Annotated in this window: 26 protein-coding genes; 6 read left to right on the top strand and 20 right to left on the bottom strand. The window is 69.8% G+C overall.

Annotated features, from left to right (window positions below; translation table 11 throughout):
• Window positions 1-36: 36 nt before the first annotated feature.
• The 10 genes from hypE to ACSVDD_RS14045 form a co-directional block, all read right to left on the bottom strand.
• Window positions 37-1083 (bottom strand): hydrogenase expression/formation protein HypE, encoded by a 1047-nt coding sequence (gene hypE / locus ACSVDD_RS14090; RefSeq protein WP_448189991.1) that lies wholly within the window; start codon window positions 1081-1083, stop codon window positions 37-39.
• Window positions 1084-1279: 196 nt separating this feature from the next.
• Window positions 1280-1498, bottom strand: a complete 219-nt coding sequence (locus tag ACSVDD_RS14085) for a hypothetical protein (protein WP_448189990.1) — start codon at window positions 1496-1498, stop codon at window positions 1280-1282.
• Between the two features lie 13 nt (window positions 1499-1511).
• Window positions 1512-1766 carry a HypC/HybG/HupF family hydrogenase formation chaperone gene (locus tag ACSVDD_RS14080; RefSeq protein WP_448189989.1) on the bottom strand — a complete coding sequence of 85 codons (255 nt, stop codon included), beginning with the start codon at window positions 1764-1766 and terminating at the stop codon, window positions 1512-1514.
• 4 nt (window positions 1767-1770) lie between these two features.
• The gene (hypF, locus tag ACSVDD_RS14075; RefSeq protein ID WP_448189988.1) at window positions 1771-4056 is read right to left on the bottom strand and encodes a carbamoyltransferase HypF; all 2286 of its coding nucleotides are present in this window, start codon (window positions 4054-4056) and stop codon (window positions 1771-1773) included.
• 72 nt (window positions 4057-4128) lie between these two features.
• Window positions 4129-5046 (bottom strand): hydrogenase nickel incorporation protein HypB, encoded by a 918-nt coding sequence (gene hypB / locus ACSVDD_RS14070; RefSeq protein WP_448189987.1) that lies wholly within the window; start codon window positions 5044-5046, stop codon window positions 4129-4131.
• A complete protein-coding gene (gene hypA / locus ACSVDD_RS14065) occupies window positions 5046-5387 on the bottom strand; it encodes a hydrogenase maturation nickel metallochaperone HypA (protein ID WP_448189986.1) in 342 nt (113 codons plus the stop codon). Before hypA ends, hypB begins: the two co-directional genes overlap by 1 nt.
• Window positions 5388-5397: 10 nt before the next feature.
• Window positions 5398-6006: a hypothetical protein gene (locus tag ACSVDD_RS14060; protein ID WP_448189985.1), complete on the bottom strand. Its 609-nt coding sequence runs from the start codon at window positions 6004-6006 to the stop codon at window positions 5398-5400.
• On the bottom strand, window positions 5993-7174 hold the full coding sequence (locus tag ACSVDD_RS14055; protein ID WP_448189984.1) for a nickel-dependent hydrogenase large subunit: 1182 nt from the start codon (window positions 7172-7174) through the stop codon (window positions 5993-5995). Before ACSVDD_RS14055 ends, ACSVDD_RS14060 begins: the two co-directional genes overlap by 14 nt.
• The gene (gene hybE, locus ACSVDD_RS14050; RefSeq protein ID WP_448189983.1) at window positions 7174-7896 is read right to left on the bottom strand and encodes a [NiFe]-hydrogenase assembly chaperone HybE; all 723 of its coding nucleotides are present in this window, start codon (window positions 7894-7896) and stop codon (window positions 7174-7176) included. The genes ACSVDD_RS14055 and hybE overlap by 1 nt, the downstream gene beginning before the upstream one ends.
• Window positions 7893-8171 (bottom strand): HypC/HybG/HupF family hydrogenase formation chaperone, encoded by a 279-nt coding sequence (locus ACSVDD_RS14045; RefSeq protein ID WP_448189982.1) that lies wholly within the window; start codon window positions 8169-8171, stop codon window positions 7893-7895. Before ACSVDD_RS14045 ends, hybE begins: the two co-directional genes overlap by 4 nt.
• Before the next feature lie 156 nt (window positions 8172-8327).
• Between ACSVDD_RS14045 and ACSVDD_RS14040 the strand changes: the two genes are divergently transcribed.
• Window positions 8328-10283 carry a PhoX family protein gene (locus tag ACSVDD_RS14040; protein ID WP_448189981.1) on the top strand — a complete coding sequence of 652 codons (1956 nt, stop codon included), beginning with the start codon at window positions 8328-8330 and terminating at the stop codon, window positions 10281-10283.
• 12 nt (window positions 10284-10295) lie between these two features.
• On the opposite strand, the gene ACSVDD_RS14035 is transcribed toward ACSVDD_RS14040, so the two are convergent.
• The 7 genes from ACSVDD_RS14035 to ACSVDD_RS14005 form a co-directional block, all read right to left on the bottom strand.
• Window positions 10296-10610, bottom strand: a complete 315-nt coding sequence (locus ACSVDD_RS14035; protein WP_448189980.1) for a hypothetical protein — start codon at window positions 10608-10610, stop codon at window positions 10296-10298.
• A gap of 14 nt (window positions 10611-10624) precedes the next feature.
• Entirely contained in the window at window positions 10625-11107 is a 483-nt protein-coding gene (locus ACSVDD_RS14030; RefSeq protein ID WP_448189979.1) for a HyaD/HybD family hydrogenase maturation endopeptidase, read from the bottom strand.
• A 74-nt stretch (window positions 11108-11181) separates the two neighbouring features.
• Window positions 11182-12885, bottom strand: coding sequence for a nickel-dependent hydrogenase large subunit (locus ACSVDD_RS14025; protein ID WP_448189978.1), 1704 nt, complete (start codon window positions 12883-12885; stop codon window positions 11182-11184).
• Window positions 12886-12903: 18 nt separating this feature from the next.
• Window positions 12904-14100, bottom strand: a complete 1197-nt coding sequence (gene hybB, locus ACSVDD_RS14020; RefSeq protein ID WP_448189977.1) for a Ni/Fe-hydrogenase cytochrome b subunit — start codon at window positions 14098-14100, stop codon at window positions 12904-12906.
• A 9-nt stretch (window positions 14101-14109) separates the two neighbouring features.
• Window positions 14110-15132: a hydrogenase 2 operon protein HybA gene (hybA, locus tag ACSVDD_RS14015; protein WP_448189976.1), complete on the bottom strand. Its 1023-nt coding sequence runs from the start codon at window positions 15130-15132 to the stop codon at window positions 14110-14112.
• Window positions 15133-15142: 10 nt separating this feature from the next.
• Window positions 15143-16303 carry a hydrogenase small subunit gene (locus ACSVDD_RS14010; protein WP_448189975.1) on the bottom strand — a complete coding sequence of 387 codons (1161 nt, stop codon included), beginning with the start codon at window positions 16301-16303 and terminating at the stop codon, window positions 15143-15145.
• A gap of 281 nt (window positions 16304-16584) precedes the next feature.
• Window positions 16585-17292: a hypothetical protein gene (locus ACSVDD_RS14005; protein WP_448189974.1), complete on the bottom strand. Its 708-nt coding sequence runs from the start codon at window positions 17290-17292 to the stop codon at window positions 16585-16587.
• A gap of 147 nt (window positions 17293-17439) precedes the next feature.
• Here ACSVDD_RS14005 and ACSVDD_RS14000 point away from each other — a divergent pair, with 147 nt between their 5' ends.
• The 5 genes from ACSVDD_RS14000 to ACSVDD_RS13980 all read left to right on the top strand — a co-directional run bounded on the left by ACSVDD_RS14000 (window position 17440) and on the right by ACSVDD_RS13980 (window position 23131).
• A complete protein-coding gene (locus ACSVDD_RS14000; RefSeq protein ID WP_448189973.1) occupies window positions 17440-19233 on the top strand; it encodes a PAS domain-containing sensor histidine kinase in 1794 nt (597 codons plus the stop codon).
• Between the two features lie 59 nt (window positions 19234-19292).
• On the top strand, window positions 19293-19592 hold the full coding sequence (locus ACSVDD_RS13995; RefSeq protein ID WP_448189972.1) for a hypothetical protein: 300 nt from the start codon (window positions 19293-19295) through the stop codon (window positions 19590-19592).
• A gap of 69 nt (window positions 19593-19661) precedes the next feature.
• Entirely contained in the window at window positions 19662-20540 is an 879-nt protein-coding gene (locus tag ACSVDD_RS13990; protein WP_448189971.1) for a lysozyme inhibitor LprI family protein, read from the top strand.
• Window positions 20541-20638: 98 nt separating this feature from the next.
• The gene (gene ade / locus ACSVDD_RS13985) at window positions 20639-22366 is read left to right on the top strand and encodes an adenine deaminase (RefSeq protein ID WP_448189970.1); all 1728 of its coding nucleotides are present in this window, start codon (window positions 20639-20641) and stop codon (window positions 22364-22366) included.
• A gap of 141 nt (window positions 22367-22507) precedes the next feature.
• The gene (locus tag ACSVDD_RS13980) at window positions 22508-23131 is read left to right on the top strand and encodes a hypothetical protein (RefSeq protein ID WP_448189969.1); all 624 of its coding nucleotides are present in this window, start codon (window positions 22508-22510) and stop codon (window positions 23129-23131) included.
• Here the strand turns inward: ACSVDD_RS13980 and ACSVDD_RS13975 are convergent.
• The 3 genes from ACSVDD_RS13975 to ACSVDD_RS13965 form a co-directional block, all read right to left on the bottom strand.
• A complete protein-coding gene (locus ACSVDD_RS13975) occupies window positions 23128-24210 on the bottom strand; it encodes an acyltransferase family protein (protein WP_448189968.1) in 1083 nt (360 codons plus the stop codon). The two genes, ACSVDD_RS13980 and ACSVDD_RS13975, sit on opposite strands and share 4 nt — an antisense overlap.
• Before the next feature lie 245 nt (window positions 24211-24455).
• Entirely contained in the window at window positions 24456-24839 is a 384-nt protein-coding gene (locus ACSVDD_RS13970; protein ID WP_448189967.1) for a hypothetical protein, read from the bottom strand.
• Between the two features lie 78 nt (window positions 24840-24917).
• Window positions 24918-25289, bottom strand: coding sequence for an Hpt domain-containing protein (locus ACSVDD_RS13965; RefSeq protein WP_448189966.1), 372 nt, complete (start codon window positions 25287-25289; stop codon window positions 24918-24920).
• Window positions 25290-25405 lie beyond the last annotated feature (116 nt).

Raw genomic sequence — 25405 nt, 5'->3', positions numbered from 1 at the left:
TTCTTGCCATGCGATGGGGTGAATACTTTCGGGGTGTCAGCAGATCCGGGGCAATTGCTCGCCGCTCAGCCAATCGACAATGCGCTTGCCGCCAAAGCGCGTCTCCATCTGCACGAAGTGGTGCGGGTCCTCGTGCACGGTGCCGATGATGGCCGCGTCGCGGCCCAGGGGATGGGCGCGCAGGACGGCCAGCAGGCGGTCGGCGTCCGCCGCGGCGCAGACGGCGATCAGCTTGCCCTCGTTGGCGACGTACAGCGGGTCGAGGCCGAGCAGCTCGCACGCCGCCGCCACTTCGCCGCGCAGCGGCACGTCCGCCTCGCGGATCAGCATGCCGACCTGGGACTGGTGGGCGATCTCGTTGAGCGTGGTCGCCAGCCCGCCGCGGGTCGGGTCGCGCAGCACGTGCACGTCGGGGACGGCCGCGACCATGTCGGCCACCAGCGTGTGCAGCGCCGCGCTGTCGGAGACGATGGCGGTCTCGAAGGTCAGGTTCTCGCGGGTGGACATGATGGCCACGCCGTGGTCGCCCATGGTGCCGCTGACCAGGATGACGTCGCCGGGCGCCGCCCGCTCGCCGGACGGCGCCACGCCGGGGGGAATCACGCCGATGCCGGTGGTGGTGATGAAGACGCCGTCGCCCTTGCCGCGCTCGACCACCTTGGTGTCGCCGGTCACCACCGGGACGCCGGCCTCCTTCGACGCCGCCGCCATGCTGGCGACGATGCGCGCGAGGTCGGCCAGCGGGAAGCCCTCCTCCAGGATGAAGCCGGCGGTGAGGTAGAGCGGCTTGGCGCCGGCCATCGCCACGTCGTTGACTGTGCCGTGCACCGCCAGCGAGCCGATGTCGCCGCCGGGGAAGAACAGCGGCGAGACGACGAATCCGTCGGTGGTCACCACCATGCGCCCGGCCGGCGCGTCGAACGCCGCTTGGTCGTTCTGCTGGTCGAGGTACGGATTGGCGAAGGCGGCGGCGAACAGCTCGCGCACCAGCTGGGCCATGGCCTTGCCGCCCGAGCCGTGGCTCATGTCCACGGAGCCGTTGGCGAGGTCGAGCTTGCGGGTGAACAGGCGGTTGGCGGTCATGGGCAGCCTATCATTCTAATGTGCCGTCGTCGTCGCGGTGCTGGGCGCCGTGCCAGATACGGACAATCTCCACGTCGCCGGGCGAGGACATCGCGACCGGCGCGGCCGCCCCAGCGCCGCGTGGTGAACTCCCGAATCTGGAAGAGGATGCCCAGCGCTTCGGGCGACCAGATGACCCGACGCGGCACGGCGGAGGTCAGCGTTGCCTGGGAGCGCGCCGTTTCACCTCCGGCGGCGGCAGTTCATGGTCTGTGTCCCAGCTGTCCACCCAGGTCCACACATCCTCGTCGTCAACATAGTGGCCGGCATCAAGGGACGCCAACCCCTCGCGGACGGCCTTCAGGAAGGCCTCCTTGTCGCCGTAGACGGGGTCCCACTCGGTGGGGCGGTCAGGCTGGGGCTGCGGCTTGCTCATGGCGGGAAGGGTATCACTGCCCTACGGCCCCGGCAACGGCATCACCCGTCTGCGCCACGCCGGCCTCGGCCAGCAGGGCCAGCGTCTTCTCGGCCTCGGCGCGGTCGAGGCGGGTCAGCGCGTAGCCGACGTGGACGATGACGTAGTCGTCCACCGCAACCCCCTCCACCAGCGCCAGTGAGACGGGCATGGTCACGCCGCCCAGGTTCACCGTGGCGCGGTCGTCCTCCAGCAGCGCGACGACGCGGGCGGGAACGGCTAGGCACATTCGTTCAGTCCTCCTGCATCACACTCAGCGCGGCGAGCCATGCTTGACCGAGGCTCAGGCCGCCGTCGTTGGCCGGTGCCTGCCGCGGCAGCAGCGCCGTCACGCCGCGCGCCGCGAAGGCGGACACCAGCCGCTGCGCCAGCACGCCGTTCATCAGGCAGCCGCCGCCCAGCGCGATCCGGTCGAACCGGCGCGCCGTCAGTTCCGGCATCGCCCAGTCCACCAGCGCCGCCGTCAGCGTACCATGAAACAGGTCGGCCCCCTCCGCCGCATTGACGTGCAGCAACCGCTCCAGCAATGGCGCCGGGTCGAGCACGCCGCCATTCACCGTCCAGGCGCCCTCGGCGACGGTGGGGCGGCGCACCAGGGATTCCAGCGCCATCGGCGCCTCACCCTCGAAGCCGGCCACCGCCCGCACGCCGAGCAGGCCGCAGGCGGCGTCGAACCAGCGCCCGCACGAACTGGTCTGCGGCGCATTGAAGCCCGCCTCGATCATCCGGCGCACGCCCTCGGCCGGGCCGTGCGCGCCGAGGCGCGGGGCGATCTCGTCGGCGCGTCCCAGGCGGGCGAGGGCGGCTGCCGCCATGCGCCAGGGCTGGCGCGCCGCCGTGTCGCCGCCGGGCTGGGCGAGCGGGGCGAGGTGGCCGATGCGCTCGAACCGCGCGCCGTCCAGCAACAGCATCTCGCCGCCCCAGGACCCGCCATCGGCGCCCAGGCCGAAACCGTCCAGCGCCAGGCCCAGCGCCGGTCCGGTTACGCCGTGCTCGGCCAGCACGGCGGCGATGTGGGCGTGGTGGTGCTGCACGGGCCGGGTGGGAAGGCCGAGGCGTTCGGCGAAGCGGGTGCTCTGGAAATCCGGGTGCAGGTCGTGGGCGACGGCGACCGGCTCGACCTCCAGGATGTGCAGGAGGTGGGCGACGGTCTCCTCCAGGAAGCCGATGGTGGCGGCGTTGTCCAAATCGCCGATGTGCTGGGACAGGAAGGCGTGCGCGCCGCGGGTGACGCAGACGGTGGCCTTGAGGTGCCCGCCGACCGCCAGGATCGGCGGCACGGGATGCGGGAGGCGGATCGGCACCGGCACGTAGCCGCGCGCCCGGCGGAGGAAGGCCGGGGCGCCGGCCAGCACGCGGACCACGGAATCGTCGGCGCGCACGACGATGGCGCGGTCGTGGTCGACGATCAGGTCAGCGATGCCCGCCAGCCGCCGGTGCGCCTCGTCGTTGCCGGTGGCGAGGGGTTCGCCGCCGGGGTTGGCCGAGGTCATCACCAGAGTGAGATCCTGCGGCTCCTCCAGCCACGCCGTGCCGGCGGGGCGGCCGGCGGCCTCGTGGAACAGCAGGTAATGCAGCGGCGTGTAGGGCAGCATGACGCCCAGCCATGCGAGGTCGGGGGCGATGTCCCTGGGGAGATCCGGCGCCCCGATCTTGCGGCGCAGCAGCACGATCGGGCGCGCCAGGCCTTCCAGCAGCTTCCGTTCCTGATCCTCCACCTCGACGAACCGTTCCGTCGACGCCGTGTTGGCGACCATCAGGGCGAAGGGCTTACCGTTGCGCTGCTTGAGCCGGCGCAGGCGCTCGACCGCCTCGGCGTTGGTCGCGTCGCAGGCGAGGTGGAAGCCGCCAAGACCCTTCAGCGCGACGATCTTTCCTGCCTTGATGGCTGTCAGAATGTCCGCGATGGAATGCGACAGGCGCGGGCCGCAGGCCGGGCAGGCGGTGGGCTGGGCGTGAAAGCGGCGGTCGGCGGGGGCGTGGTACTCGGCGGCGCAGGCGGCGCACAGCGGGAAGCCGGCCATGGACGTCTGCGGCCGGTCGTAGGGCAGCCGGCGGGTGATGGTGAAGCGCGGCCCGCAGTGCGTGCAGGTGAGGAACGGGTAGCGATAGCGCCGGTCGGCGGGGTCGAACAGTTCGGCGAGGCAGGCCGGGCAGACGGCGGCGTCGGCGGTCACCGCGGTGGTGACGCGCTGCGTCGGGTCGCTGGCGCGGATGGTGAAGCCGGCCTCGTCGGGGACGGCGGGGACGAGCTGCGATTCCACCGCGTCGATGCGGGCGAGCGGCGGCGGATTGGTGGGCAGGGCGTGCAGGAAGCTCTGGGTGTCCGCCCCTTGCACCTCCAGCAGCACGCCTTCGCCATCGTTCAGCACCCAGCCGGTCAGGCCGTACGCGTGGGCCAACGCGTACACGTACGGGCGGAAGCCCACCCCCTGCACCTGACCGCGGACGCGGACCCGGAACCGTTCGGATGTAACACTATGAAACACTATGAAACGCTGTTCGGGGTTGTGTCTCATTCCGGTGATCAACCCGATGCGGCGGCGAAGGAAAGGTTACTATGGGACTGAAGTCCCTAGCAACTTTTCCCGTCATCCCCGCTTCGCCATGGCCAACCCTGCTTCGATCCAGGCGTACCATGCCTCCAGACCGGCACCGGAGGTGGCGGAGACTTGCAGGACCTCCAGGCCGGGTTTGAGCTGGAGGGCGTAGGCGATCATCCGCTCGACGTCGAAGCTGAGGTGCGGCAGCAAATCCACCTTGGTGACGACCAGCAGGTCGGCGGCCGCGAACATGTTCGGGTACTTGAGCGGCTTGTCCTCGCCCTCGGTCACCGACAGCACCACCACCTTATGCGCCTCGCCCAGGTCGAAGCCGGCCGGGCAGACCAGATTGCCGACGTTCTCGATGAACAGCACGCCGTCCTGCGGCGTGCCGAGCTTGCCCAGCGCCTGCGTCACCATCTGGGCGTCGAGGTGGCAGCCCTTGCCGGTGTTGATCTGGATGGCCGGGGCGCCGGTGGCGCGGATGCGGTCGGCGTCGAAGCTCGTCTGCTGGTCGCCCTCGATCACCGCCACCGGGAAGCGGCCCCTGAGGTCGGTCAGCGTGCGCGCCAGCAGCGTCGTCTTGCCCGAGCCGGGGCTGGACATGAGGTTGAGCACGAACGCCCGCTTGGCGGCGAACAGTTGCCGGTTCACCGTCGCGAAGCTGTCGTTCTTGGCGAGAATGTCCTGTTCGATCTGGACCAGCCGCGTCTGGCTCATCCCCGGCACCTCGGTGCCCGCCGGGCCGCGGCCGAGGTCGATCGCCTCGTGATGGTGATGGCCGTGGTCGTGATGCCCATGGTGATGATGGTGGTGATGGCCGTGGCTGTGATGGACCACGGTGCCGTCGGGCAGCACGTGCTCGTGGCCGCCATGGTCGTGGTCGCCATGGTTGTGGTCATGGTGCCCGTGGGCGTGCCCTTCGACCTTCGTCTCGCCTTCGCCGCAGCCGCAGACCGTGCACATCACTCGACCTCCAGTTCTTTGACGCGCATCTCCTCGCCGCCGGTGACGACCAGCTGGTGGCCGTCGCATCGCGGGCACGGGTCGAAGCGCTGCGCCAGCGGCACCGTCGTCTCGCAGACCATGCAGAAGGCCTGCCCGCCGGGCCGTTCGATCTCCAGTTTGGCGCCTTCCGCCAGCGTGCCGCGGCTCGCCACGTCGAAGCCGAACTCTAGCGCTTCGGGCTCGACGTGGGAAAGCGTGCCGATGATCAGGCGGATGGCTTTCACCGTGCGGAAGCCTTGCGTCTCCGCCTGTTCGCCGATCATCTCGATGATGTTCCGGCACAGCGCCATCTCGTGCATGGGGTCTCCGTCAGGCGGGGAGAAGGGTGTGCGGCCGATAGCCATCGGCCAGCGCCGCCACCGTCGAGGGCGGCGTCAGCAGGCGCGCTTCGCCATCGCCGCGCGGTTGGTGGTCGGTGTAGCCGGCCGGCGTCCAGGCGTGCAGCCCGGCGCCGTGCACCAGCCACGCCGTGCCCGGACTCTGCAACAGTTCGACCATGGCGCCGTCCGGCAGGGTGGCCAGCGCGGCGGTGTGGCCGGCGAGGCGCTCGGCGTGCAGATGCGCGTCCAGTTCCGCGGCGCGCGGCGGCGTGGCGAAACCGTTGCCCTGTGCCCAATGGCGGCGGAAGCGCTCGAAGTCGGCGCGCCGGCAGAGCGCGCAGGGGCGATGCCCGGCGGCCAGCGCCGTCGCCTCGTCGAGGAAGAACAGCTGCGTGTTCAGTCCGGGGCCGTCGAGCGGCAGCGGAGTCTTGGGCTTGTAGCCGGGGCTGCAACAGATCCAGGCCCGCGAGGCCCACCGCCGCGTGCCGATGTCGTGCGACTTGCCCGTCAGGCAGCCGCGGTTGCCCATGAAGGCACAGATCCTGAAGGGGACGGCGATCAGGTCACCGAAGGGTGTGACGCGGTTAGGTCGCGGCATGCGCCAGGGCCTCCCGCTCGATGTCGATGCTGACGCCGACGCACGGGTCGAGCGCCGCCACCAGCAGTCCGGCCCGTTCCTGCAAATCCGCGCCGGCCGGCGCGCCGGTCAGGCCGCGGGCGAGCGGCCCATCGGGGTGGAAGTTCCATTCGGTGGGCGCCACGGTGCGGTAATCGGCGACGCGCCCGTCCTCCAGCCGCACCCAGTGCGCCAACTGGCCGCGCGCGGTCTCCACCACCCCGGCGCCGGTGCCGGGCGGCGTGTGCTCGGCGCCGGCCCCGGCGGGCGTCAGGTCGTCCAGCAGCTCGGCCAAGCGGGCGGGCAGCGTTGCCAACTCGGCGAGCCGCGCCGCGGTGTGGGCGGCGAGACCGGGGCCGAAGCGCTCCAGCAGTTCGGCAACCGGCGGCTGGCCGCCCATGCGGGCGAGCGGGCCGGTGCAGGCCGGGGCGCCGCCGTCGTGCGGGCGGGCGCCGAACGCGGGATCGGCGGACAGGTGGCGGGCGAACCACGCCGCCGGGCGGCCGGGCAGCGGCGCCACGGCGCAGGCGCCGAAGCCGGGGTGGGCCAGCGTGCGGCGCAGCAGCCGGGCGGCCGGGGTGAGCCCCTGTTCCGCCCAGGCGGCAAGGCCGTCCAGCTCGTCGGGGAAGGGGACTCCGCCCAGAACCTCCTGCGTGATGTGGGCGTCCAGCCGGGCCGCCGCGACGGCCAGCGCGTCGCGGTTCGGCTGGAGGTCGCCGCCGCCCGGCCGCAGATGGTCGCGTGTGGGGTAGAGCGCCGGCAGGATGCCGGCGGTGATCGCGCGCAGCGCGGCGAGGTGCCGGGTGTCGGGCGGTTCGCCCAGGCGGTGCGGCCAGTCCATGAAGGCCTGCCAGGCATGGCTCGCCAGCGTCTCGGCCAGCACCAGCAGCGTGCGCGCGGTGCGCTGGGCCTGTGCCGGTTCGAGGCCGAGCGCCGCCTCGCACGCCTCCAGCGATGCCACGCCCTGCGCCATGCCGCAGACGCTGTACAGCAGCGGCACGAGGCGCACCGCCTCGGCCACGGTCTTGCCGCGCAGCGCGGCGGCGACGTCGGTGGGGCGGTGCACGGCGACGTGCGCGGCGCGGACGATGCCGCCGGAGACCGTCAGGCGGACGGCGATGCTGCCTTCCAAGGCGGCTGCGCCGCTCATCACCCGCCGCCGAACAGGGCGCGGCGCGAGCGCGGCGGCTTCGCCGGCCTGGTGCCGACCGGGGGCAGCGGCGGGGGCAGCGTCGGTTTGGGGATGTCCGGTGCGTCCTCAGCGGCGCTTGCCACCAGCAGCGCGCCGAGGGCGGCGTGCGCGGCGTCGCGGGCGTCGTCCTGATCGCGCAGCACCTTCATGTCGGACACCGCGGCGATGACCGCCAGCGTGCCCAGCGCGCCGACGCGGGCCGCCTTGAAGGCGAAGGTGCCGGCGGGGAGGGTTACCTCCGTCTGGTCGCCGTCGTTCAGCGCGGCCCAGCGCGCCGGATCGTGCGGGATCAGCACGGCGTTCAGCGTCCACGGCGCGATCAGCACGCCGAGCCACGCGCTGCCCATATCGCGGAAGCCGACCGCCTCGACCCGAAGCGCCGGGTTGCACACCGCCAGCCCCTGCATGTCGGTGTCGGCGACGGCGCGGTAGGCGGCGGTCAGGGCGTCCACCCGCACGGCCATCGGGTCGGCGCCCGGCGTGGCGGCGAAGAAGCCGTGCTGTGGGCCGCCGCAGCCGGGGCAGCGCCAGTGCGCCGGCAGCCGGCCGAAGGACACGCTGACCGGGATCTCGCGCAAGGGATCACCGGCGCGCCCATCGTAGACGGTGCCGCAGGCGCCGCAGGACAGGCGTTCGTCGAGGGCGAAGCCGGCAGTCGTGGTCCCGGCAGTCGTGGTCATGGAGCGGCTTCCCGTGCGGCAAGGATGTCGGCGAACAGGTGATCGGTGTTGCCGCCCTGCGCCGCCAGCAGGATGGCGTCCAGCGCGTCGTTGAGGGGGGCGACGTCCTCCTCGTCCAGCTCGCGCACGGCGCTGGCGATGTGCACCAGCACCCAGGCGCCGACCGGCACCTCGCCGACCAGCAGCAGGTTCACCATGCGCTCCTCGCCGCGCCCGGCGCAGCGGGCGAGGATTCCGTCGGTCTCCAGGACCCGCATGGGGATGCCGATGCACATGCTGCGCGTTCCGGTCTTATGGTGGGCGGAGCGTCGGGCTTGCGATGCCCCGCCGCATTGATGTGCGTCAACGCGGGCGTGCACGGACCGTCACACGGCCGTCATGGAAGGGCGCTAGGGTGCGTGCACATCCATGTCTCTCGACGAGGTTCTCCGATGGCCTTCAAGGCGCTTCTCGCCGGTACGACCGCTCTGGCCTGCTGCGTGGCGGCGGGGGCTTTTGCCCAGGTTCAGGACCCTGCTCCGCTCAAGGTCACGGCGGTGGAGTTCACCCCGACCCCGGCACCGGCCAGCGAGTTCGAGATGATTTCCGCGTACACGGCCTCCTCGGCGGTGGTGACTCTGGCGGACGGAAGCAAGAAGACGTTTCCGTTGAGCTACAACGCGCTGCACCGCTCGGGCGATTATCTGAACGGCTGGTACGCCGGGCTGGTGGTCGACCGGAACGGCCAGCCGGTCCTGCAGACGGCCCCCGATTCCAAGGGGCAGGCGCGCGGGCCGTTCAAGTCGGCGGGCGCCGACGGCACCTCGATGCTGATGCTGCCCAACGCCACGGTGGACGGGGTGAAGGGGCACACGCTGTTCCTGGTCAACCACCTGGAATACGACACCGAGGGCGAGAATCTCGATCCCAAAGGGCCGCCGGTGGACCTCTACGGCAAGCTGCCCATGGCGATGAACCTGACGGTGCTGGACCAGGACCCGGCGACCGGCAAGCTCACCCCGGTCAAGCTGTCCAACATCGACTTCTCGGCCACCGAGGGGCTGTGGATCCCCTGCAACGGCTCGACCACGCCGTGGATGACCCACCTCGGCAGCGAGGAGTACGAGCCGGACGCCCGCGCCTTCGAGACGAAGCCGCTGGAGCCGATGAACCTCTACCGCGGCACGCTGGGCAAGACCGCGGCGGAGGGCGGCGCCAATCCGTACATGTACGGGCATCTGGTCGAGGTGACCGTGGCGCCGGACGGGGCGACGCGGGCGGTGAAGCACTTCTCCATGGGCCGTCTGGCGTTCGAGTTGGGCGACGTCATGGCCGACCGCAAGACGGTCTACATGGGCGACGACGGTGACGACGTGATCCGCGCCATGTACGTGGCGGACACCGAGGGCGATCTGTCGGCCGGCACGCTGTACGCCGCCAAGTGGATTCAAGAGGATGCGGCCAACTACGGCAAGGCGCGCCTGGAGTGGATCCGGCTCGGCCACGCCACCGACGCCGAGGTGAAGGCGATCATCGACGGGGGCGTCAAGTTCTCCGATATCTGGGAGGTGGCGTCGGCCGACGCGGTGAAGGCGGAGCCGGCGAAATTCCCTGGCTTCAAGCCGGTCTACGCCTATCCCGGCAGCGGCTCCAAGGTGGCGCTGGAGTACTACAGGCTGAAGCCCGGCATGGAGCAGGCGGCGGCCTTTTTGGAGACGCGGCGCTACGCCGCCACCCTCGGCGCCACCACCGAGTTCACCAAGATGGAGGGAATCGCCCACTCCGCCGCCGACGCGAAGCAGTGGACGGTCATCAGCTATGTGCGGGCCGGCATGATCGACGGCCAGAACGGCAGCCGCCCGCAGGACGACATCCGGCTGGCCGGCGACGAAAAGGACCTGACCTGCGGCGTCGTCTACGAGAGCAACCTGAAGGGCGGGCAGAAGGATAGCGCCGGCAACCCGATCGCCAGCGCGCTGGTCGCCGTGGACATGGTCGGTTTGGTGTGGGGCGGCCGGCAGCCGGCCGGCGCCAAGGCGGGCACGTACGACAAGTGCGACACCGAGAAGGTCGCCAACCCCGACAACATCCGTTACTCGGAAGCCATGCGGACGCTGTTCATCGGCGAGGATTCCGGCAACCACCTCAACAACTTCACCTGGGCGTACAATGTGGACGGCAAGACCGCGGTGCGCATCTTCAGCGCGCCGGCGGGTGCGGAGAACACCGGGCTGAACGTCTACGACGACTACAACGGCCACGCCTACATCACCGGCAACATCCAGCATCCCGGTGCTGCCGAGGATCTGTCCAAGTACCCGGACGCCGTCAAGGTGGACCTGCGCCGCAAGATCGACGAGCGCGGCTGGGTCGGCTACATCCAGGGTCTGCCGGCGATGACGCGGTAAGCGGTCGCACCGCTAGCGCTGGGGCGCGGGCGGCGGGCCGGGCGGGGGAGGGGGCGCGCCGGGAGGCGGGTTGGGGCGGGCCACCAGACCCTCGGGCGAGTCCATGCAGGTGGCCGGGCCGGTGCCGTTCGGCGTGGCGTGCTGGACCACGTCGCCGGCCTTCTTGCCGCGGCAATCCGTGTAGGCGTGCGGCGGTGGCGGGCGGCCGTGCTGCGGGCCGGCGCCCTGCTGCTGGCCCTGCGGCTGGGGGGCTTGCGCCCAGGCGGACGGCGCGAATGCGACGGCCAGCGCCACGCAGACGCCGCGGACGATGGGGGGAATGGGCATGGCGGCTCCTCTCTTCACTCTTGTCGCCGCGCCGGCTCGACGCCCAGCGCGCGCAGTTCGGTCAGCACCATCTCCACCAGTTCCGGCACCTTGGCGGCGACCTCAGGCGTGAGGTCCAGCGTGATCTGCATGCCGGCGGGCACGCAGCCGATGAGAACCGTGCTCTCCGGCCCTTCCTCTTGCAGGCGCAGCGTCGCCAGCAGATCGGACAGGCCGACCTGATGCGGCGACAGCTTGCCCTTGAAGAAGGCCGGCACCTCATCGCCGGTCAGGCGGACCAGGGTGGCCGGCGGCGCGCCGGTCTTGACGGCGTCCACCACGATCATCCGCCGGTGGCTGGCGATGATGTCCAGCATGTCCATGCCGCAGGTGCCGCCGTCCACCAGCGAGACACCCTCGGGCATCGTCCAGCCGGCCTCCAGCGCCTCGACCACCCGCACGCCGATGCCTTCATCCTGCATGAGGATGTTGCCGAGGCCGAGGATGAGGATGGGCATGATGCTTCCTTATGGTGCGGACAAAAAACGCCGGGGGCTCGCACCCCCGGCGTCGGTTCGGATCGCGGTGGCGGTCAGGCCACCTTGACCTGGTAGGTGGACTTGCTCTCCGTGTCGGTCAAGTGCACGGCGCAAGCCAGGCACGGGTCGAAGGAGTGCATGGTGCGGATCACCTCCAGCGGCTCCTCGGGGTTGGCGACGGGATTGTCCATCAGCGAAGCCTCGTAGGGGCTGAGGTTGCCCTTGTCGTCGCGCGGGCCGGCGTTCCAGGTGGTCGGCACCACGGCCTGATAGTTCTTGATCTTGCCGTTCTCGATCACCACCCAGTGCGAGAGCAGGCCGCGCGGCGCCTCGTGCACGCCATAGCCGCGGATCTCGCCCTTGGGGAACACCGGCTTGTTGAACGTCTTGGTGTCGCCCTTGCCGATGTTCTCCATCAGCAGGGTCCACTGGTTCATCACCTCCTCGTGCAGCACCACGCAGCGCACCGCGCGCGCCGCGTGGCGGCCGATGACGGAGTGCAGCGCCTCCGGCCCCACCTGGGTCCCGGCGATGGCCGACACGGTGGACAGCACCTGACCCACCCAATAGCGCGTGCGCTCGTGCCCGGCGGCGTACATGTTCAGCACGTTGGCCAGCGGGCCGACCTGGGCGCGCTTGTCGTAGAAGGTCGGCGACTTGATCCAGCTGTACTTGCCGTCGTCCTGCCAGTCCGTGTACTGCGGCTTGGTCTCGCCGACATAGGGGTGCAGCGGGCCGGCGCCGGTCTCGTACCAGGAATGCTTGGTGCTCTCCTTGACGCCCTGCTCGAAGAAGGCGTCGTTGAAGCTGGTGATCGGCTTGAAGGTCGCGAAGTCGGCGTTCTCGATGAAGCCGCCGGGCAGGGCGAACTTGGTCCCCTTGGTGTCGATGGGCATGTCGGGGGTGGTCAGATAGTTGACCACGCCGCGGCCCACGGCGGTCCAGTCGGCGTACAGCGCACCCACCGCGCAGACGTCGGGGATGTAGACCTTGGTGATGAAGTCGCCGACCTCGCCGATCAGCGTCTTGATGTACATCAGCTTTTCCAGCGTCAGCGTGGACTGGCTGTCGAAGTTGATGGGGTTCGACACGCCGCCCACGGCCATGTTCTGGATGTGCGGGGTCTTCGACCCGAGGATCGCCACCACCTTGTTGATGCGGCGCTGGTAATCGAGCGCCTGGAGGTAGTGGGTGGCGGCCATCAGGTTGGCCTCAGGCGGCAGCTTCATCGCCGGGTGGCCCCAATAGCCGGAGCCGAAGATGCCGAGCTGGCCCGAGTTGACGAAGGCGGCCAGCCGCTTCTGCGCCGTGGCGAAGTCGGTCACCGAGTTGTTCGGCCAGTCGGACAGGGACTGCGCCAGCTTGGCGGTTGCCGCCGGATCGGCCTTCAGCGCCGAGACGATGTCGACGAAGTCCAGCGCCGAGAGGTGATAGAAGTGCACGATGTGGTCGTGCACCGCGTGCGCGCCCTGGATCAGGTTGCGGATGTACTGGGCGTTGAGCGGGATCTCCAGCTTCAGCGCGTTTTCCACCGTGCGGACCGACGCGATGGCGTGCGAGGTGGTGCAGACGCCGCAGATGCGCTGGGTGAACACCCAGGCGTCGCGCGGGTCCTTGCCTTGCAGGATCAGCTCGATCCCGCGCCACATCTGGCCCGACGCCCAGGCCTTGGTCACCTTGCCGCCATCGACTTCGCAGTCCACCCGCAGATGGCCTTCGATGCGGGTGATCGGGTCTACGACAATGCGCTGAGTCACGGTACGTGTCCTCCTAGATCAGCCGTGCTTCGCATCGGCGGCGTGCATGACGGGCAGCGTCTTCACGAAGATGAGATAAAGCAGCACCTCCAGGGCGAAGATGCCGACGGTGACGAAGATCTCCCCCAGCGAGGGGAAGTAGTGCCAGGGGCCGACCGCCGGCTCGAACCCGACGAGGTAGACGTTCAGGCGGTAGATGATGCCGCCGAACAGCACGAACGACGAGCCGAGGAACAGCGTCTTGCGGCGCGTGCGGTTGGTCTTGGGCAGCACCAGAGCCAGGCCGGCCGCGAACAGCGCGATCTCCACCCAGAACATGAGCGAACCGTTGGCGCCGAACGGCGCGCCGAGCTGGCCGCGGACGATCAGGTCGACGATTCGCAGCGCCAGGAACACGCCGGTGACCACCAGCATCAGCTCGGCCACCTTGCGCAGCACGATCTTTTCCGAGGGGCGGTTGAAGCACAGCGCCGCCATCACCGATTCCCAGATGACCACGGCGAAGCCCATCAGGACCGCGGTCAGCCAGAAGAAGACCGGCAGCATCTGCGTCTGCCACAGCGGCGACAGCTTGTGGCCGACCACCACCATCATCGTCCCCAGCGAGGACTGGTGCATGGTCGGCAGCAGAACGCCCAGCGCCACGAAGAAGAACAGCAGGCGGTTGAGCTTGCGCCGGGCGTTCTCCATGCCGAACTTCTCCAGGAAGGTCGGCATGAACTCGATGACCAGGACGACGGTGTAGGTCGCCACGCACAGGCCGACTTCCAGCATCACCGAATTGGGCTGCGCGTACCAAGGCAGCAGCAGGTGGTAGAAGTTCCAGTAGCGGCCGAGGTCGACCAGCACCGCCAGACCGGCGAGGCCGTAGCCGAACAGGCTGGCCAGCACCGCCGGGCGCACCAGGGGATGGTATTTGCCCTTGTTCAGGATGTAGGCCATGAAGGCCATGACGTAGCCGGCGCAGCCGAAGGCGGTGCCGATGACCACGTCCACGGCGACCCACATGCCCCACGGATAGCCGTCGGAGATGTTGGCCACGGCGCCCAGGCCGCCGGCGAAGCGCTGCGCCGCGATGACGGCGCCGATGCCGACGAAGGCGAGCGCGATCAGGAACGGCTCCGTGATCAGGCGGCCACCGATGGGCTTGTGCGGGTTGACCCACTTGGGCTCGGCGCGCGAGCTGGACGTGGTGTCCGAAAGGATGCTGGCCATGGCTCCGCCTCAATCCACGTCGTGGTCTTTGGTGTTGCGGTGAGCGAGGTAGGCGAGGCCCGCCAGCAGCGTCGCCGGGCCGACCATGCCGGCGTACAGCGTGTGCTGGATGCCCTCCGACAGCGTGGGGTAGCCGTACTCCGGCACGTCGGTCGGCAGGTTCAGCTTGTCGAACGGCACGGCGGAAACCGCGAGGCACTGCGTGCCGCCCAGCTCCTTCTCGCCGTAGATGTGCTGCTGGTAGGCGACCCGCACCGTCGCTTCATGGCCGTCGCGCTTGCCGCCCACCGCACCGGTGATGTCGCCGCGCGGGTACTGCGTGCGCTCGCCGGGCTTCAGCGCGACTCGGCGCTTGGCCTCCGCCTTCAGGTCCTCGGTGCGGCCGAACAACGTGGCGCCGGTCGGGCAGACGTCGGAGCAGGCCGGCAACTGGTTTTCCGCCAGGCGGTGCTTGCACAGCTGGCACTTGCGGATCTGGCCGAAGGCTGCGTCGTACTCGTACTTCGGCACGCCGAACGGGCAGGACAGCACGCAGTAGCGGCAGCCGATGCAGGCGTCGGGGTTGTAGCTGACGATGCCGGTCGTGGCGTCCTTGGTCATCGCCGAGACCGGGCACACGGAGACGCAGGACGGATCGGCGCAGTGCAGGCACTGCCGCTTGATGAAGGCGAAGCCGTTCTTCTCGTGGTCCTTCTCGGCCATCGTGCCGTCGGTGTAGACCTTGATGACGTTCAGGGTCTTGCCCGACAGCTCCATGGGCGTGTCCCAGGTGCCTTCGTTCCAGGCGGTCTGCTGGGCGTTGATGTCCGGCGGCATGCCGTTGGCGTCCTTGCACGCCTTCACGCAGGCCTTGCAGCCGATGCACAGCGTGCTGTCGTACAGCAGGCCCACCGCCTCGGCCGGGATCGGCTTGGGCGCGCGCTGCAGGGCGTTCGCCTCGGGGGCTGCGGCGACCGCCGTGCAGGCCGTGGCGGCGGCGGCGGCGCTGCCGCGGGCCGCCTTGCTGAGGAAGCTGCGACGGGAGAGCGTCATGACGGCCTCCTCACGCGCTGGGCTTGGAAGAATCGTCGGCCTTGTCCTGCTTGCCGAGGCGGCTGGCGATCACGGCACCGGCGCCGATGGCCGCACCGGTGATGCCGGCCACCGCGGCGACCGCGCCGGGGCTGGCCCCATCGCCCTTGTCGGAGCGGACGTCCGGGTAGGTGTTGGGCGGCGTCACCGACTTCAGGTCGGCCAGTTCATGGATGCTCTTGGAGAAGCCGACGCCCTCCTCGGTGCAGCCGAAGCAGGGGTGGCCGGTGCCGACCGGCCAATTGCCCTGGCCGACGTCGTTGAAGCCGATGGACGGGCAGTTGGCGTAGGTCTCCGGGCCCTTGCAGCCCAGCTTGTACAGGCAATAGCCCTGGCGGTGGCCGTAGTCGCCGAACTCCATGGCGAAGCGGCCGGCGTCGAAGTGCGGGCGGCGCTCGCAGTTCTCGTGGATCAGGCGGCCGTAGGCGAACTTCGGCCGGCCCTTGTCGTCCAGCTCCGGCAGCTTGCCGAAGGTGACGAAGTGCAGCACCGTGGACAGGAAGTTGTAGGGGTTGGGCGGGCAGCCGGGGATGGTGATGACCGACTTGCCCTTCAGCACCTTGTTCAAACCCTTGGCGCCGCTGGGGTTGACGCCGGTGGACGGCCAGCCGCCCCACGACGCGCAGGAACCGATGGAGACCACCGCGGCGGCGCCCTCCGCCACCTCCTGCACCTGTTCCAGCATGGTCTTGCCGGCGACCTTGCAGTAGATGCCGTTGTCCTTGGTCGAGACGGCGCCGTCGAGAACCATGAGGTACTTGCCCCAGTTCTCCTTCATCGCCTTGGCCTTCCAGTTCTCGGCCTGGTGGCCGGAACCGACGCTCAGCGTCTCGCAATATTCCAGCGAGATCTGCTCGAGGATCAGCGTCTCCAGGCTGGGGTGGTTGGTGCGCAGCAGCGTCTCCGTGCAGCCGGTGCAGGCCGAGCCGGACAGCCAGATCACCGAGGGGCGCGGCGCCGTGCCGGCGGCGTTGGCGATCTTCACACCCATGGCCGGCGCCAGCCCGAGGGCGGCGGCGATGCCCGCGCAGTAGTTGATGAACTCGCGGCGCGTCAGGCCGCCCAGCGTCCCGTCGTAGCTGTCGAGGTCGCCGAGCTGCTCGGCACCGAGATCCACAAGACCGTCAGGCATCACTTCCCCCCAAACCCCGGCATGCCGGTTCCAAGCAACCCCATTGATCCCCAAAGGGGATCGAATGGACATACTTTGATTGGGGCTATTGCATCAACTTGGGATAGCTGCCGTCGTTGATCTGTATCAACGGCGAAGCCCGAGGTGAAAGGATCGGTCTCATTCGGCCCGGCATCGGACATCAAGAGCCGATTGTATGTGGACGGCAAGCTTCGGCGCGGGAGTGCAACGTGGCGTGCGGCGTTGGTTCTGAGGCAAAATGTCGCGGCTGGGTGACCGGGTCAGTCCGCCTCGGACAGGTGTTTGGTCCCGGTGGCGACGGCATCCAGCATGGCGGGGAGCGAATCGGCCGGGTGCTCCACCGGGCGGCGGGCCAGCCGCACCACTTGCAGGAACGCCAGCAGCACCACCGCGGCCAGCAGCCCGATCGTCATCGACTGCCAGTGCTGGCGCGCTTCGGCCAGCGCCGCGGCGTGGCGGGCGACGTGGTCGGCGGTGGCGGCCGACGCCGCGGCCAGATCGCGGCCCAGCGACAGCCGGTTCGCCCGCACCGGCTCGCTGCCGACGAACAGCCGGGCGTCGTCCGGTCCACGCTCGCGGACGAGGCGCACCGCCTCGCGGCGCAGGTGGACGAACTCGGCGATGCGGGCGGTCAGCAGGTCGGCGTGCGGACGGTCGGCCGGCGGCGCAGCCTTCCGCCACGCGGCGACACCAGCCTCCAGCTGCTGAAGCGTCCCGAGCAGGGCATCGGGCGACGGCAGCGCGTCCGCCGTCGAGGCGGCAAGCACCAGCGAGCCGATCTGGTCGAGCAGAATGCGGCGCGCCGTCGCGGCCTCCAGGGCGGCTTGCTTGCCGCGCACGTCGGTGATCGCGGCCGAGGTGAGCGACCCGGCCACGCCGAGCGCCAGGGCGAACAACAGGAACAGCCACCCCAAGCCCCGCGGAAGCCGTAGCGTTCCGCCAGCCTGTGTCTTGCCAGCCTGTGTCATGTCGAACTCCCCGATCCGCCGGGCGTCGCACGGCGGCGCCATCCATACCGGACCGTACATTAGGCGATTTGCTATTTAGTCTCTAAACGGTATCGAGTCAAGCGGCGCCGGCGCTTGCCATGAAAGTGACGGGAACGGCATACTCGCGTGATCCGGCGCGCAGCCGGGACCGCCGCCGTCGAGGAATGCGCCGCCGAGGATTGCGCCGCCGTGCCGAAACCCGCACTTGCCGATGCCGAGACGGCCGAGGAACGCATCCGCCGGCTCGAACGCCGGGTGGCGGAGCTTGAGGCCGATCAGGAGCGGCTGAACGCCACGCTCGAGGTGCTGCGCGACCGCGACGAGCTGCTGAGCCTCGCCATGCGCGGCCCCAACGAGGGGCTGTGGGACTGGAACCCGATCACCAAGGACCTGTTCCTGTCGGCCCGCCTGCTGTCGATCCTGGGATTCGGCAGCAACGAGCTGCGCACCACCACGCACGAGTGGCTGAAGATCGTCCACCCCGACGACCGCGCGCAGTACGAGCGTCTGGTGTCCGAGCACCTGAAGGGCGTCACCGGCCATTTCGAGTGCGAGTACCGCGTCGCCGACCATGCCGGCAACTGGCGCTGGGTGCTGGCGCGCGGGCTGGCGCTGCGGCGAAGCGGGGAAGGGGGGGACCGGCGGGCCTACCGCATGGTGGGCTCGATCGGCGACATCACCGAACTGAAGCGGCGCGAGACCGATCTGCGCGGCAGCGAGGCGCGCTTCCGGTCGCTGGTGCGGACGGCCGGCAGCATCATCCTGGTGCTGGACGCCGGCGGCGCCGTGATCGAGGCCAACCGCGAGGCGGAGCGCGCCTTTGCGCTGGAGCCCGGCGGCGCTGTGGGCCGGCCGTGGCGCGACCTGATCGCCGAGCAGCAGGGCGGCCCCTTCGCCTTCCAACTGGTCGCCGCCATGGCGGGCATGGAGATCCGCAACTTCGAGCATTCCTGGAGCGATACCACCTTGGGCGGCCGGGCCGGCAGCGAGCGTGTCGTGCTGTGGAACATGAACCGCCTGCCGGACGCAGCCGGTGGGCCGGCGGCCATCGTCTGCGTCGGCCAGGACATCACGCGGCGCAAGCGCGCCGAACTGGCGCTGCGCGAGGGCAACGAGGCGCTGGAAGCGCGCGTCGCCGCCCGCACCGCCGAGCTGAGCCAGGAAATCCAGGAGCGGCGGCGCGCCGAGGAGGCGCTGCTGGCCGCCAAGGAACAGGCCGAGCTGGCCAACCGCGCCAAGTCCGAGTTCCTCGCCAACATGAGCCATGAACTGCGCACGCCGCTGAACGCCGTCATCGGCTTCGCCACGATGATCCAGGGGGAGATGGTCGGGCCGCTCGGCACGCCCCGCTACGGCGAGTACGCCGGGCTGATCGTCCAGTCGGGCGAGCATCTGCTGGCGGTCATCAACGACATCCTGGACGTCGCCAAGATCGAGGCCGGCAAGTTCGAGATGCACCCGCAGCCGGTGGATATCCGCGACGCGGTGAGCAGCTCGGTCCAGCTGATCCGTGGGCGGGCGGCGGAGGGCGGGGTGGAGCTGTCGGTGGAGATCGCCGGGGACACGCCGATGCTGCTGGCCGATCCCGTGCGGCTCAAGCAGATCCTGCTGAACCTGCTGTCCAACGCGGTGAAGTTCACCGCCAGCGGCGGGCGGGTTGGTCTGACGGTGCGGCGTGATGACGCACATGGCCTCGTCGAGATCGCCGACACCGGCATCGGCATGAGCCCGGAGGACATCGCCGTGGCGCTGCAACCCTTCGGCCAGGTGGACAGCCACCTTGCGCGGCGCCACGGCGGCACGGGTCTGGGGCTGCCGCTGGTGCGCTCGTTCGTCGATCTGCTCGGCGGGACTATGGCCATCGACAGCGCCGAAGGGCGGGGCACCACCGTGCGGGTCCGCTTGCCAGCGGCCGAGTGATATGGAATAAGTAAAATGCTGCGCATGTTCGTCATCGTGACGATCAACCGCTGCTTTCCATGCTCCATACCATGACCCGCTTCGCCTCGCTCCGTCTGCTCGCGCCGGTTCTCGTGCTGCTCGGAATCGGCGTGTTCGCCCTCGATCGTCTGCCGGCCGCGTTCGGCGCCGGCGACACCGCGCGTGCCTCGGCCCGCGCCACCGCCGCCAACCCCGCCTGGGGCAAATCCGGCGTGGGGTACCGCTATGCCTTCGACGGCAAGTGCGACGACCCGCGTTACGCCGTGACCACCGGCATCGCCGAGGTTGGCACCGACGATTACGACTGCGCGCGCTTCGGTGGCGGTCTCAAGAAGTAGGAGTCGGTTGACAGGACGCTGGTTGCCGGGTGTTTTGGGGGCCTTCCCGTCGGCATCCCGGAACACCGCATGCGCCGCCTGCTCGTCCTCCTCGCCCTGACCCTTCTCCCGTCGGTCACACACGCCCAGAGCGTCAACTGCGCCAAGCCCGCCTCGCCGGTCGAGAAGGCGATCTGCGACGACAGCGCGCTCGCCCCGCTGGACCGGCTGGTGGCCCGCAGCCTGCGCTTCGCGCAGGAGGCCGACCCGGCCGGGGCCGAGGCGCTGCGCGCCGACCAGCAGCGCTGGATCGCCGTCCGCGATGCCGCCTACGTCCCCACCAACGTCGCCCCGCTGGTGCGCGCCCACGAGGCGCGGCTGCGCGCGCTGATCGCCAAGGCCGGCGGCCGGGCTGTAGCCGCCGCGTTGGCCGCTGCCTCCCCCATCGACCCGCTGCGCGAGTCGAACCCGCAGGCGGAGGAAAACACCGCCTTCGTCGCTTTCGTGATGACCACGCTGCACCCGCAGCCGCCGGCTCCGCCCGCGGCGGCCGACGAGGGCGACGTGCTGTCCACCTACGAGCTGTACGCCGGCTTCACCTCCATCACCCCGCTGCCCGACGGCCGGCTGTTCGCGGCGGTGGCCCAGGACTGCGGCGCGTATCAGTGCTCGACGATTCCCTTCGTGCTGGACCGCAAGGCCGGCACCGCGACGCGTCTGGCCGTCGAGGTGCCGGACGCCAAGGGCGTTCCGCGCCGCGACCCCACGGCGACCCGCGTCGGCATGGTGACCGTGGCGAACGGTGTGGTGGAGATCTTCGATCAGGCGCGTGGCGGCGGCGACTGCGGCACCCGCTGGTTCTACCGCGTCGACGGCGCGACGCTGGCGCTGGTCAAGCGCATCGACAAGCCGGAGTGCGACGGCAAGGAGTGGACCGCGAAGACCGCGACGATGAAGGTTTATCGGTGATTTGACCCTCCCCCGCCTCCGGCGGGGGAGGGACTGAGCGCATGTTTGCTTCCCCCCACTCCAACCCCCACGTTAAGAAAAGGGCAGCGGAGGCGGGTATGGTGGCGAAGCGGAACAATCCGACGCGGGACGATCTGAGGGCGCGCATCGATCAGGCGCTGGGCAACGCGAAGGCCGATCTGGTCATCAAGGACACGCGCTTCCTCAACGTGGTGACCGGCGAGATCGCGCAGGGCGACATCGCGCTGTGCGGCGACCGCATCGTCGGCACCTATGAGAGCTACGACGGTACGCAGGAGATCGACGGGCGCGGGCTCACCGTGGTGCCGGGCTTCGTGGACAGCCACGTGCACTGCGAATCCACCTGCGTGACACCGTTCGAGTTCGACCGCTGCGTCCTGCCGCGCGGCACCACCACGGCGGTCTGCGACCCGCACGAGATCTGCAACGTGATGGGTGAGCGGGGCCTGCGCTACTTCCTCGACAGCGCCGCGACGATGGCGCTCGACCTGCGGGTCCAGCTGTCGTCTTGCGTGCCGGCGACCGAACTGGAGACCTCCGGCGCGCGGCTGGAGGCGGACGACCTCGTGCGCTACCGCGATCACGCGCAGGTCATCGGGCTGGCCGAGTTCATGAATTTCCCCGGAATCTTCGCCAAGCTGCCCGCGGTGCTGGACAAGCTGGCGGCGTTCGACGGCCGGCACATCGACGGGCACGCACCGCTGGTGCACGGCCGCGAGCTGAACGCGTACCTCTCCTGCGGCATCCGCAACTGCCACGAAACCACCAGCGCCGCCGAGGCAATGGAGAAGCTGCGCAAGGGCATGCAGGTGCTGATCCGCGACGGCTCGGTGTCGAAGGACGTGCACGCGCTGGCCGAGGTAATCGCGCCGGAAACCTCGCCGTTCCTTGGATTCTGCACCGACGACCGCAACCCCCTCGACATCGCCGAGGAGGGGCACATGGACCATCTCATTCGCGCGGCGATCAAGCTGGGCGCACCGGTGGCGCACGTCTATCGGGCGGCGACGTGGTCGGCGGCGCGCGGCTTCGGGCTGTTCGACCGCGGGCTGGTGGCGCCGGGGCAGAAGGCGGACCTTGTGCTGCTCGACGATCTGGAGACCTGCGCCGTTAACCGCGTCATCAAGGACGGCCGCGTGGTGACGGCGGAGCACTTCGCGCACCGGGCACCGGTCGACCCGGTCGGCCTCAACTCGGTCAAGCTCGATCCCGTCACGGCGGAGGACTTCGCGGTGCCCGCCGGCAACGCCACCCAGCCGGTGATCGGCGTGCTGCCCGGCAAGATCATCACCGAGCGCCTGTCGCTCGACGTGCCGCAGCGGCGCGGGCGGACGGTGGCCGATCCCGAGCGCGACATCCTCAAGGTCTGCGTCCTGTCGCGCCATGGCGTGAACCGCAACGTCGGGCGCGGCTTCGTGCGCGGCTTCGGCTTCCGTCTGGGGGCCATCGCCTCGTCGGTCGGGCACGACAGCCACAACGTCTGCGTCGTCGGGGCGGACGACTCCGACATGGCCGTGGCGGTCAACCGGCTGATTGCGCTTCAGGGCGGCTTCGTCGCGGTGCGTGGCGGCCGGGTGCTGGCGGAACTGGCGCTGCCGCTCGCCGGGCTGATGAGCCTGGAGCCGTTCGAGACGGTGGAGCGGGAACTGCGCACCCTGCGCCGGGCGGTGCGCGAGGACATGGGCTGTCCCCTTGCCGAACCGTTCCTGCAACTGGCCTTCCTGCCGCTGCCGGTGATTCCGCACCTGAAGATCACCGACCGCGGGCTGGTGGACGTCGACCGCTTTGAGCTGATCGCCGCGTAGTCTTCCCCACCCTTGGGAGAGTTGCGCCCCGCCGGCAGGTTCTTGGGATGTACATCCGCCAGAGATTGAATCATTGAATGGCGAAGGGTGCATGCTTCCAGGGCAGCCAATTCGGCTGCGCATGTCTGGGAGGGCAATCAGATGAACCCGTGCAGGATCGCCCTGTCTCTCTCCGCGGCGGCGTTGACGCTTGCGTCCGCCGGCGCCTTCGCCCAGGACCGCGGCCCCGGCCACATGGCGCCGAAGACCGACGCCGAGATGATCGCCAACGCCATGTCGGCCGCGCCGCGCGCGGTTGCCGAAACGGCGACGATCATCGCCATGAACGACAAGATGGAGATGCGCACGCTTCGCCAGGGGACGGGCAACTTCACCTGCATGCCCGACAATCCCACGACGCCCGGCAACGACCCCATGTGCCTGGACAAGAACGGCATGGCGTGGGCCAGCGCGTGGATGGAGCACAAGGAGCCGCCGAAGGGGCAGATCGGCCTCGGCTACATGCTGGCCGGCGGTTCGGACGCCAGCAACGACGACCCGTACGCCACGGCTCCGGCCGCCGGGCACAAATGGGTGGACACCGGCCCGCACGTGATGATCCTCAACGGCATGGATTCGCTGCAGGGGTATCCGCGCTCCGCCGACAACCCCAAGGTGCCGTACGTCATGTGGGGCGGCACGCCGTACGCCCACATCATGATGCCGGTCGCTGAATCCATGGAGCAGACGGCCGAAATGCCGCCGGCCATGCCGGCCAAGCCTTAACCCGCCGTCCCCGCCAGCCGGCGTCCCAGTTCCATGGCCGGGCGTTCCACCCGGCGGTGGAAAAGGTGCGCGACGCCCAGCGACGCCGGCACGGTGGCGATCAGGATCAGGCCCAGCGGCACCTGACCGTTCAGCAGGTGCAACAGCGTCAGCAGCACCAGCAGGTGCGTCAGGTACAGGCTGTAGGACACCCGGCCCAGCCACTCCAGCGCCGGTGCCGACAGCAGGCGTTGCGCAGCCGGCGAGCCGAGCGTCAGCGCGATCAGCAGCGTCGCTCCGGCGGCGTTGCCGATGTCGGTGGTCATGGTCAGCGCGATGCCGGCGGTCACCCACAGCACCACGCGCCCCGGCGGCGACACCCAGCGCAGCACCGCGATGAACAGCGCGCCGTGCTGCGCCAGCACCACGCCGAACAGCACGAACGGCACGAAGTGCAGCGTCACCAGCACCGCCTGCCACGGCGTTTCTCCGTACAGCGGGCGGGTGCCGACGCCGGCCTGCTCCAACCCGACGCCGACCACCGCAAACAGCACCAGCGCCGAGCCCAGCGCCACACGCGGCCGCAGCCGGCCCCACAGCATCAGCAGCGGCAGGAACGCGAAGATGCGCAGGCCGTGCACGAGGCTCCACATCACGCCGTCCAGCACCGCGGCGTCGCTGCGGCCGGTCATCAGCAGGTGTGCGGCGACCAGCTCGACCGTCACGTCGCGGCTCCACGACCAGGAATCGATCCAGCGGTTGACGCCCTCCAGCGGCCCCGGCCCGATGACCAGACAGAGCCCCGCCGCCAGCAGGATCGCCGCAGCGAACGGCAGGTAGATGCGGCACAGCCGGTCGAGCAGGAAGCGCACGTACCCCGCCTTGCGCCCGGAGGTGAGCGCCAGCGTCAGCACATAGCCGCTCAGCACGAAGAAGAAGATGACCGCCGGCCGCCCCTCGGCGACGAGGCGCAGCGGGGTGGGATGGACGTAGGGTTCGAGGGCGGCGAGGTGGGCGGTGGGCAGGGCCGTGTAGGCATGGTGCAGCAGGACGATGGCGGCGGCAATGCCGCGCAGCGAGTCGAGCGTCGTGATGCGCATCCCCAGGACCCCGTCGCAATTCGGCCCCTATGCGCAAAGGAACGTCGTGACGGCGGATCGGTGCGACGCAAAAGCAGGGTTAACCCTATTTTAGCCCTCAAACGGCGGGCGGGGCCATCCGGCCCCTTGCCTTCGCGGCCATGGGGCCGCGGGGGCTCTCGGCGGATCCAATGGATCCGCCTGCCGCCAGCGCAAACCAAAGGTTTGCGCGAGAGGCCTCAACGCCCCAGTCGCTCTACGCGCTCCTACAGCACCTTGAAGCAGCGGGCCATGTCCTGGTCTTGGCCGACGAACTGGCAGCTGTAGCCGTTGTTGAAGCTGAAGCGCGAGCCCTTGGGGTCCATGCGCTTCGCCGAGACGACAGTGGTGTTGCCGCGCTTGAAGTGCGCCCAGGCCGAGGAATCCAGGTGGATCTGGATGCCGTTGGAAAACGCCACGTTGCGGTCGCGGCCGATGGCGACAGTGATGCCGGTGTTGAACTTCAGGCCACCGCCTGGCAGCGGTTCGGCGAACAGGCCGTTGGTGCAGTTGACGCCGTCCGGCTGCACGCTGACGCATTCGAAAGGCTTCGGATCGGCCGCCGTCAGGACCATGGCGTAGATCGCGACTTCCAGCACGCTCAAGGGCATGGGGCACCTCCCAGTTGCGCCACGCTCAAGGTGTTACGCCGGATTGATTGCCAAAACCATAATTCCGTATGTGGACGCTCAAATCCGCGCCACCATGCTGCGGACCTCGGCGATGGCGGCGGCCAGCAGGGCGGACTGGCGGGTGGCGGTGCCGGAATCGCCGCGCACCAGCGCCTCCTCGATGCCGCTGCACAGCTCGGCCAGCCGGTGTGCCCCGGCGGTGCGGGCGGCACCTCCGGCGGCGTGCGCGGCAAGGCGCGCGGCCTGGAGGTCGCCCGCCGCCAGCCGGGCGGCGAGGTCGGCGCGCAGATCCTCCTCGTTGCGCAGGAACAGCGCGTAGAGATCGTTCACCTGCGCGGTCAAGCCGCCGAAGTTGCGGACCATCGGCGCGACATCGAGGATCTCCGGGTCGATGTCGGCGGGGCTGTGGAGCGGGGCTGCGGTGGCCAAGGCGATTCATCCTCTGCGGGTATGAATACAGTTGCAGGGGCAACCGGCGGGCGTCAACGCCGCCAGGGCGCGGCGAAAGGACGCTTGCTGCGATGCTGGAACCCGGCGCGGCCGTC

This window comes from Azospirillum terrae (assembly GCF_053470425.1).
Note: the sequence above shows the minus strand (reverse complement) of the source record. Positions and strands in the feature narration are given on the sequence as shown.

Excerpts from the sequence above, each read along its gene's own strand:
- hypE (WP_448189991.1), bottom strand. The coding sequence starts at position 1,083 with ATGACCGCCAACCGCCTGTTCACCCGCAAGCTCGACCTCGCCAACGGC.
- ACSVDD_RS14085 (WP_448189990.1), bottom strand. The coding sequence starts at position 1,498 with ATGAGCAAGCCGCAGCCCCAGCCTGACCGCCCCACCGAGTGGGACCCC.
- ACSVDD_RS14080 (WP_448189989.1), bottom strand. The coding sequence starts at position 1,766 with ATGTGCCTAGCCGTTCCCGCCCGCGTCGTCGCGCTGCTGGAGGACGAC.
- hypF (WP_448189988.1), bottom strand. The coding sequence starts at position 4,056 with ATGAGACACAACCCCGAACAGCGTTTCATAGTGTTTCATAGTGTTACA.
- hypB (WP_448189987.1), bottom strand. The coding sequence starts at position 5,046 with ATGTGCACGGTCTGCGGCTGCGGCGAAGGCGAGACGAAGGTCGAAGGG.
- hypA (WP_448189986.1), bottom strand. The coding sequence starts at position 5,387 with ATGCACGAGATGGCGCTGTGCCGGAACATCATCGAGATGATCGGCGAA.
- ACSVDD_RS14060 (WP_448189985.1), bottom strand. The coding sequence starts at position 6,006 with ATGCCGCGACCTAACCGCGTCACACCCTTCGGTGACCTGATCGCCGTC.
- ACSVDD_RS14055 (WP_448189984.1), bottom strand. The coding sequence starts at position 7,174 with ATGAGCGGCGCAGCCGCCTTGGAAGGCAGCATCGCCGTCCGCCTGACG.
- hybE (WP_448189983.1), bottom strand. The coding sequence starts at position 7,896 with ATGACCACGACTGCCGGGACCACGACTGCCGGCTTCGCCCTCGACGAA.
- ACSVDD_RS14045 (WP_448189982.1), bottom strand. The coding sequence starts at position 8,171 with ATGTGCATCGGCATCCCCATGCGGGTCCTGGAGACCGACGGAATCCTC.
- ACSVDD_RS14040 (WP_448189981.1), top strand. The coding sequence starts at position 8,328 with ATGGCCTTCAAGGCGCTTCTCGCCGGTACGACCGCTCTGGCCTGCTGC.
- ACSVDD_RS14035 (WP_448189980.1), bottom strand. The coding sequence starts at position 10,610 with ATGCCCATTCCCCCCATCGTCCGCGGCGTCTGCGTGGCGCTGGCCGTC.
- ACSVDD_RS14030 (WP_448189979.1), bottom strand. The coding sequence starts at position 11,107 with ATGCCCATCCTCATCCTCGGCCTCGGCAACATCCTCATGCAGGATGAA.
- hybB (WP_448189977.1), bottom strand. The coding sequence starts at position 14,100 with ATGGCCAGCATCCTTTCGGACACCACGTCCAGCTCGCGCGCCGAGCCC.
- hybA (WP_448189976.1), bottom strand. The coding sequence starts at position 15,132 with ATGACGCTCTCCCGTCGCAGCTTCCTCAGCAAGGCGGCCCGCGGCAGC.
- ACSVDD_RS14010 (WP_448189975.1), bottom strand. The coding sequence starts at position 16,303 with ATGCCTGACGGTCTTGTGGATCTCGGTGCCGAGCAGCTCGGCGACCTC.
- ACSVDD_RS14005 (WP_448189974.1), bottom strand. The coding sequence starts at position 17,292 with ATGACACAGGCTGGCAAGACACAGGCTGGCGGAACGCTACGGCTTCCG.
- ACSVDD_RS13995 (WP_448189972.1), top strand. The coding sequence starts at position 19,293 with ATGCTCCATACCATGACCCGCTTCGCCTCGCTCCGTCTGCTCGCGCCG.
- ACSVDD_RS13990 (WP_448189971.1), top strand. The coding sequence starts at position 19,662 with ATGCGCCGCCTGCTCGTCCTCCTCGCCCTGACCCTTCTCCCGTCGGTC.
- ade (WP_448189970.1), top strand. The coding sequence starts at position 20,639 with ATGGTGGCGAAGCGGAACAATCCGACGCGGGACGATCTGAGGGCGCGC.
- ACSVDD_RS13980 (WP_448189969.1), top strand. The coding sequence starts at position 22,508 with ATGAACCCGTGCAGGATCGCCCTGTCTCTCTCCGCGGCGGCGTTGACG.
- ACSVDD_RS13975 (WP_448189968.1), bottom strand. The coding sequence starts at position 24,210 with ATGCGCATCACGACGCTCGACTCGCTGCGCGGCATTGCCGCCGCCATC.
- ACSVDD_RS13970 (WP_448189967.1), bottom strand. The coding sequence starts at position 24,839 with ATGCCCTTGAGCGTGCTGGAAGTCGCGATCTACGCCATGGTCCTGACG.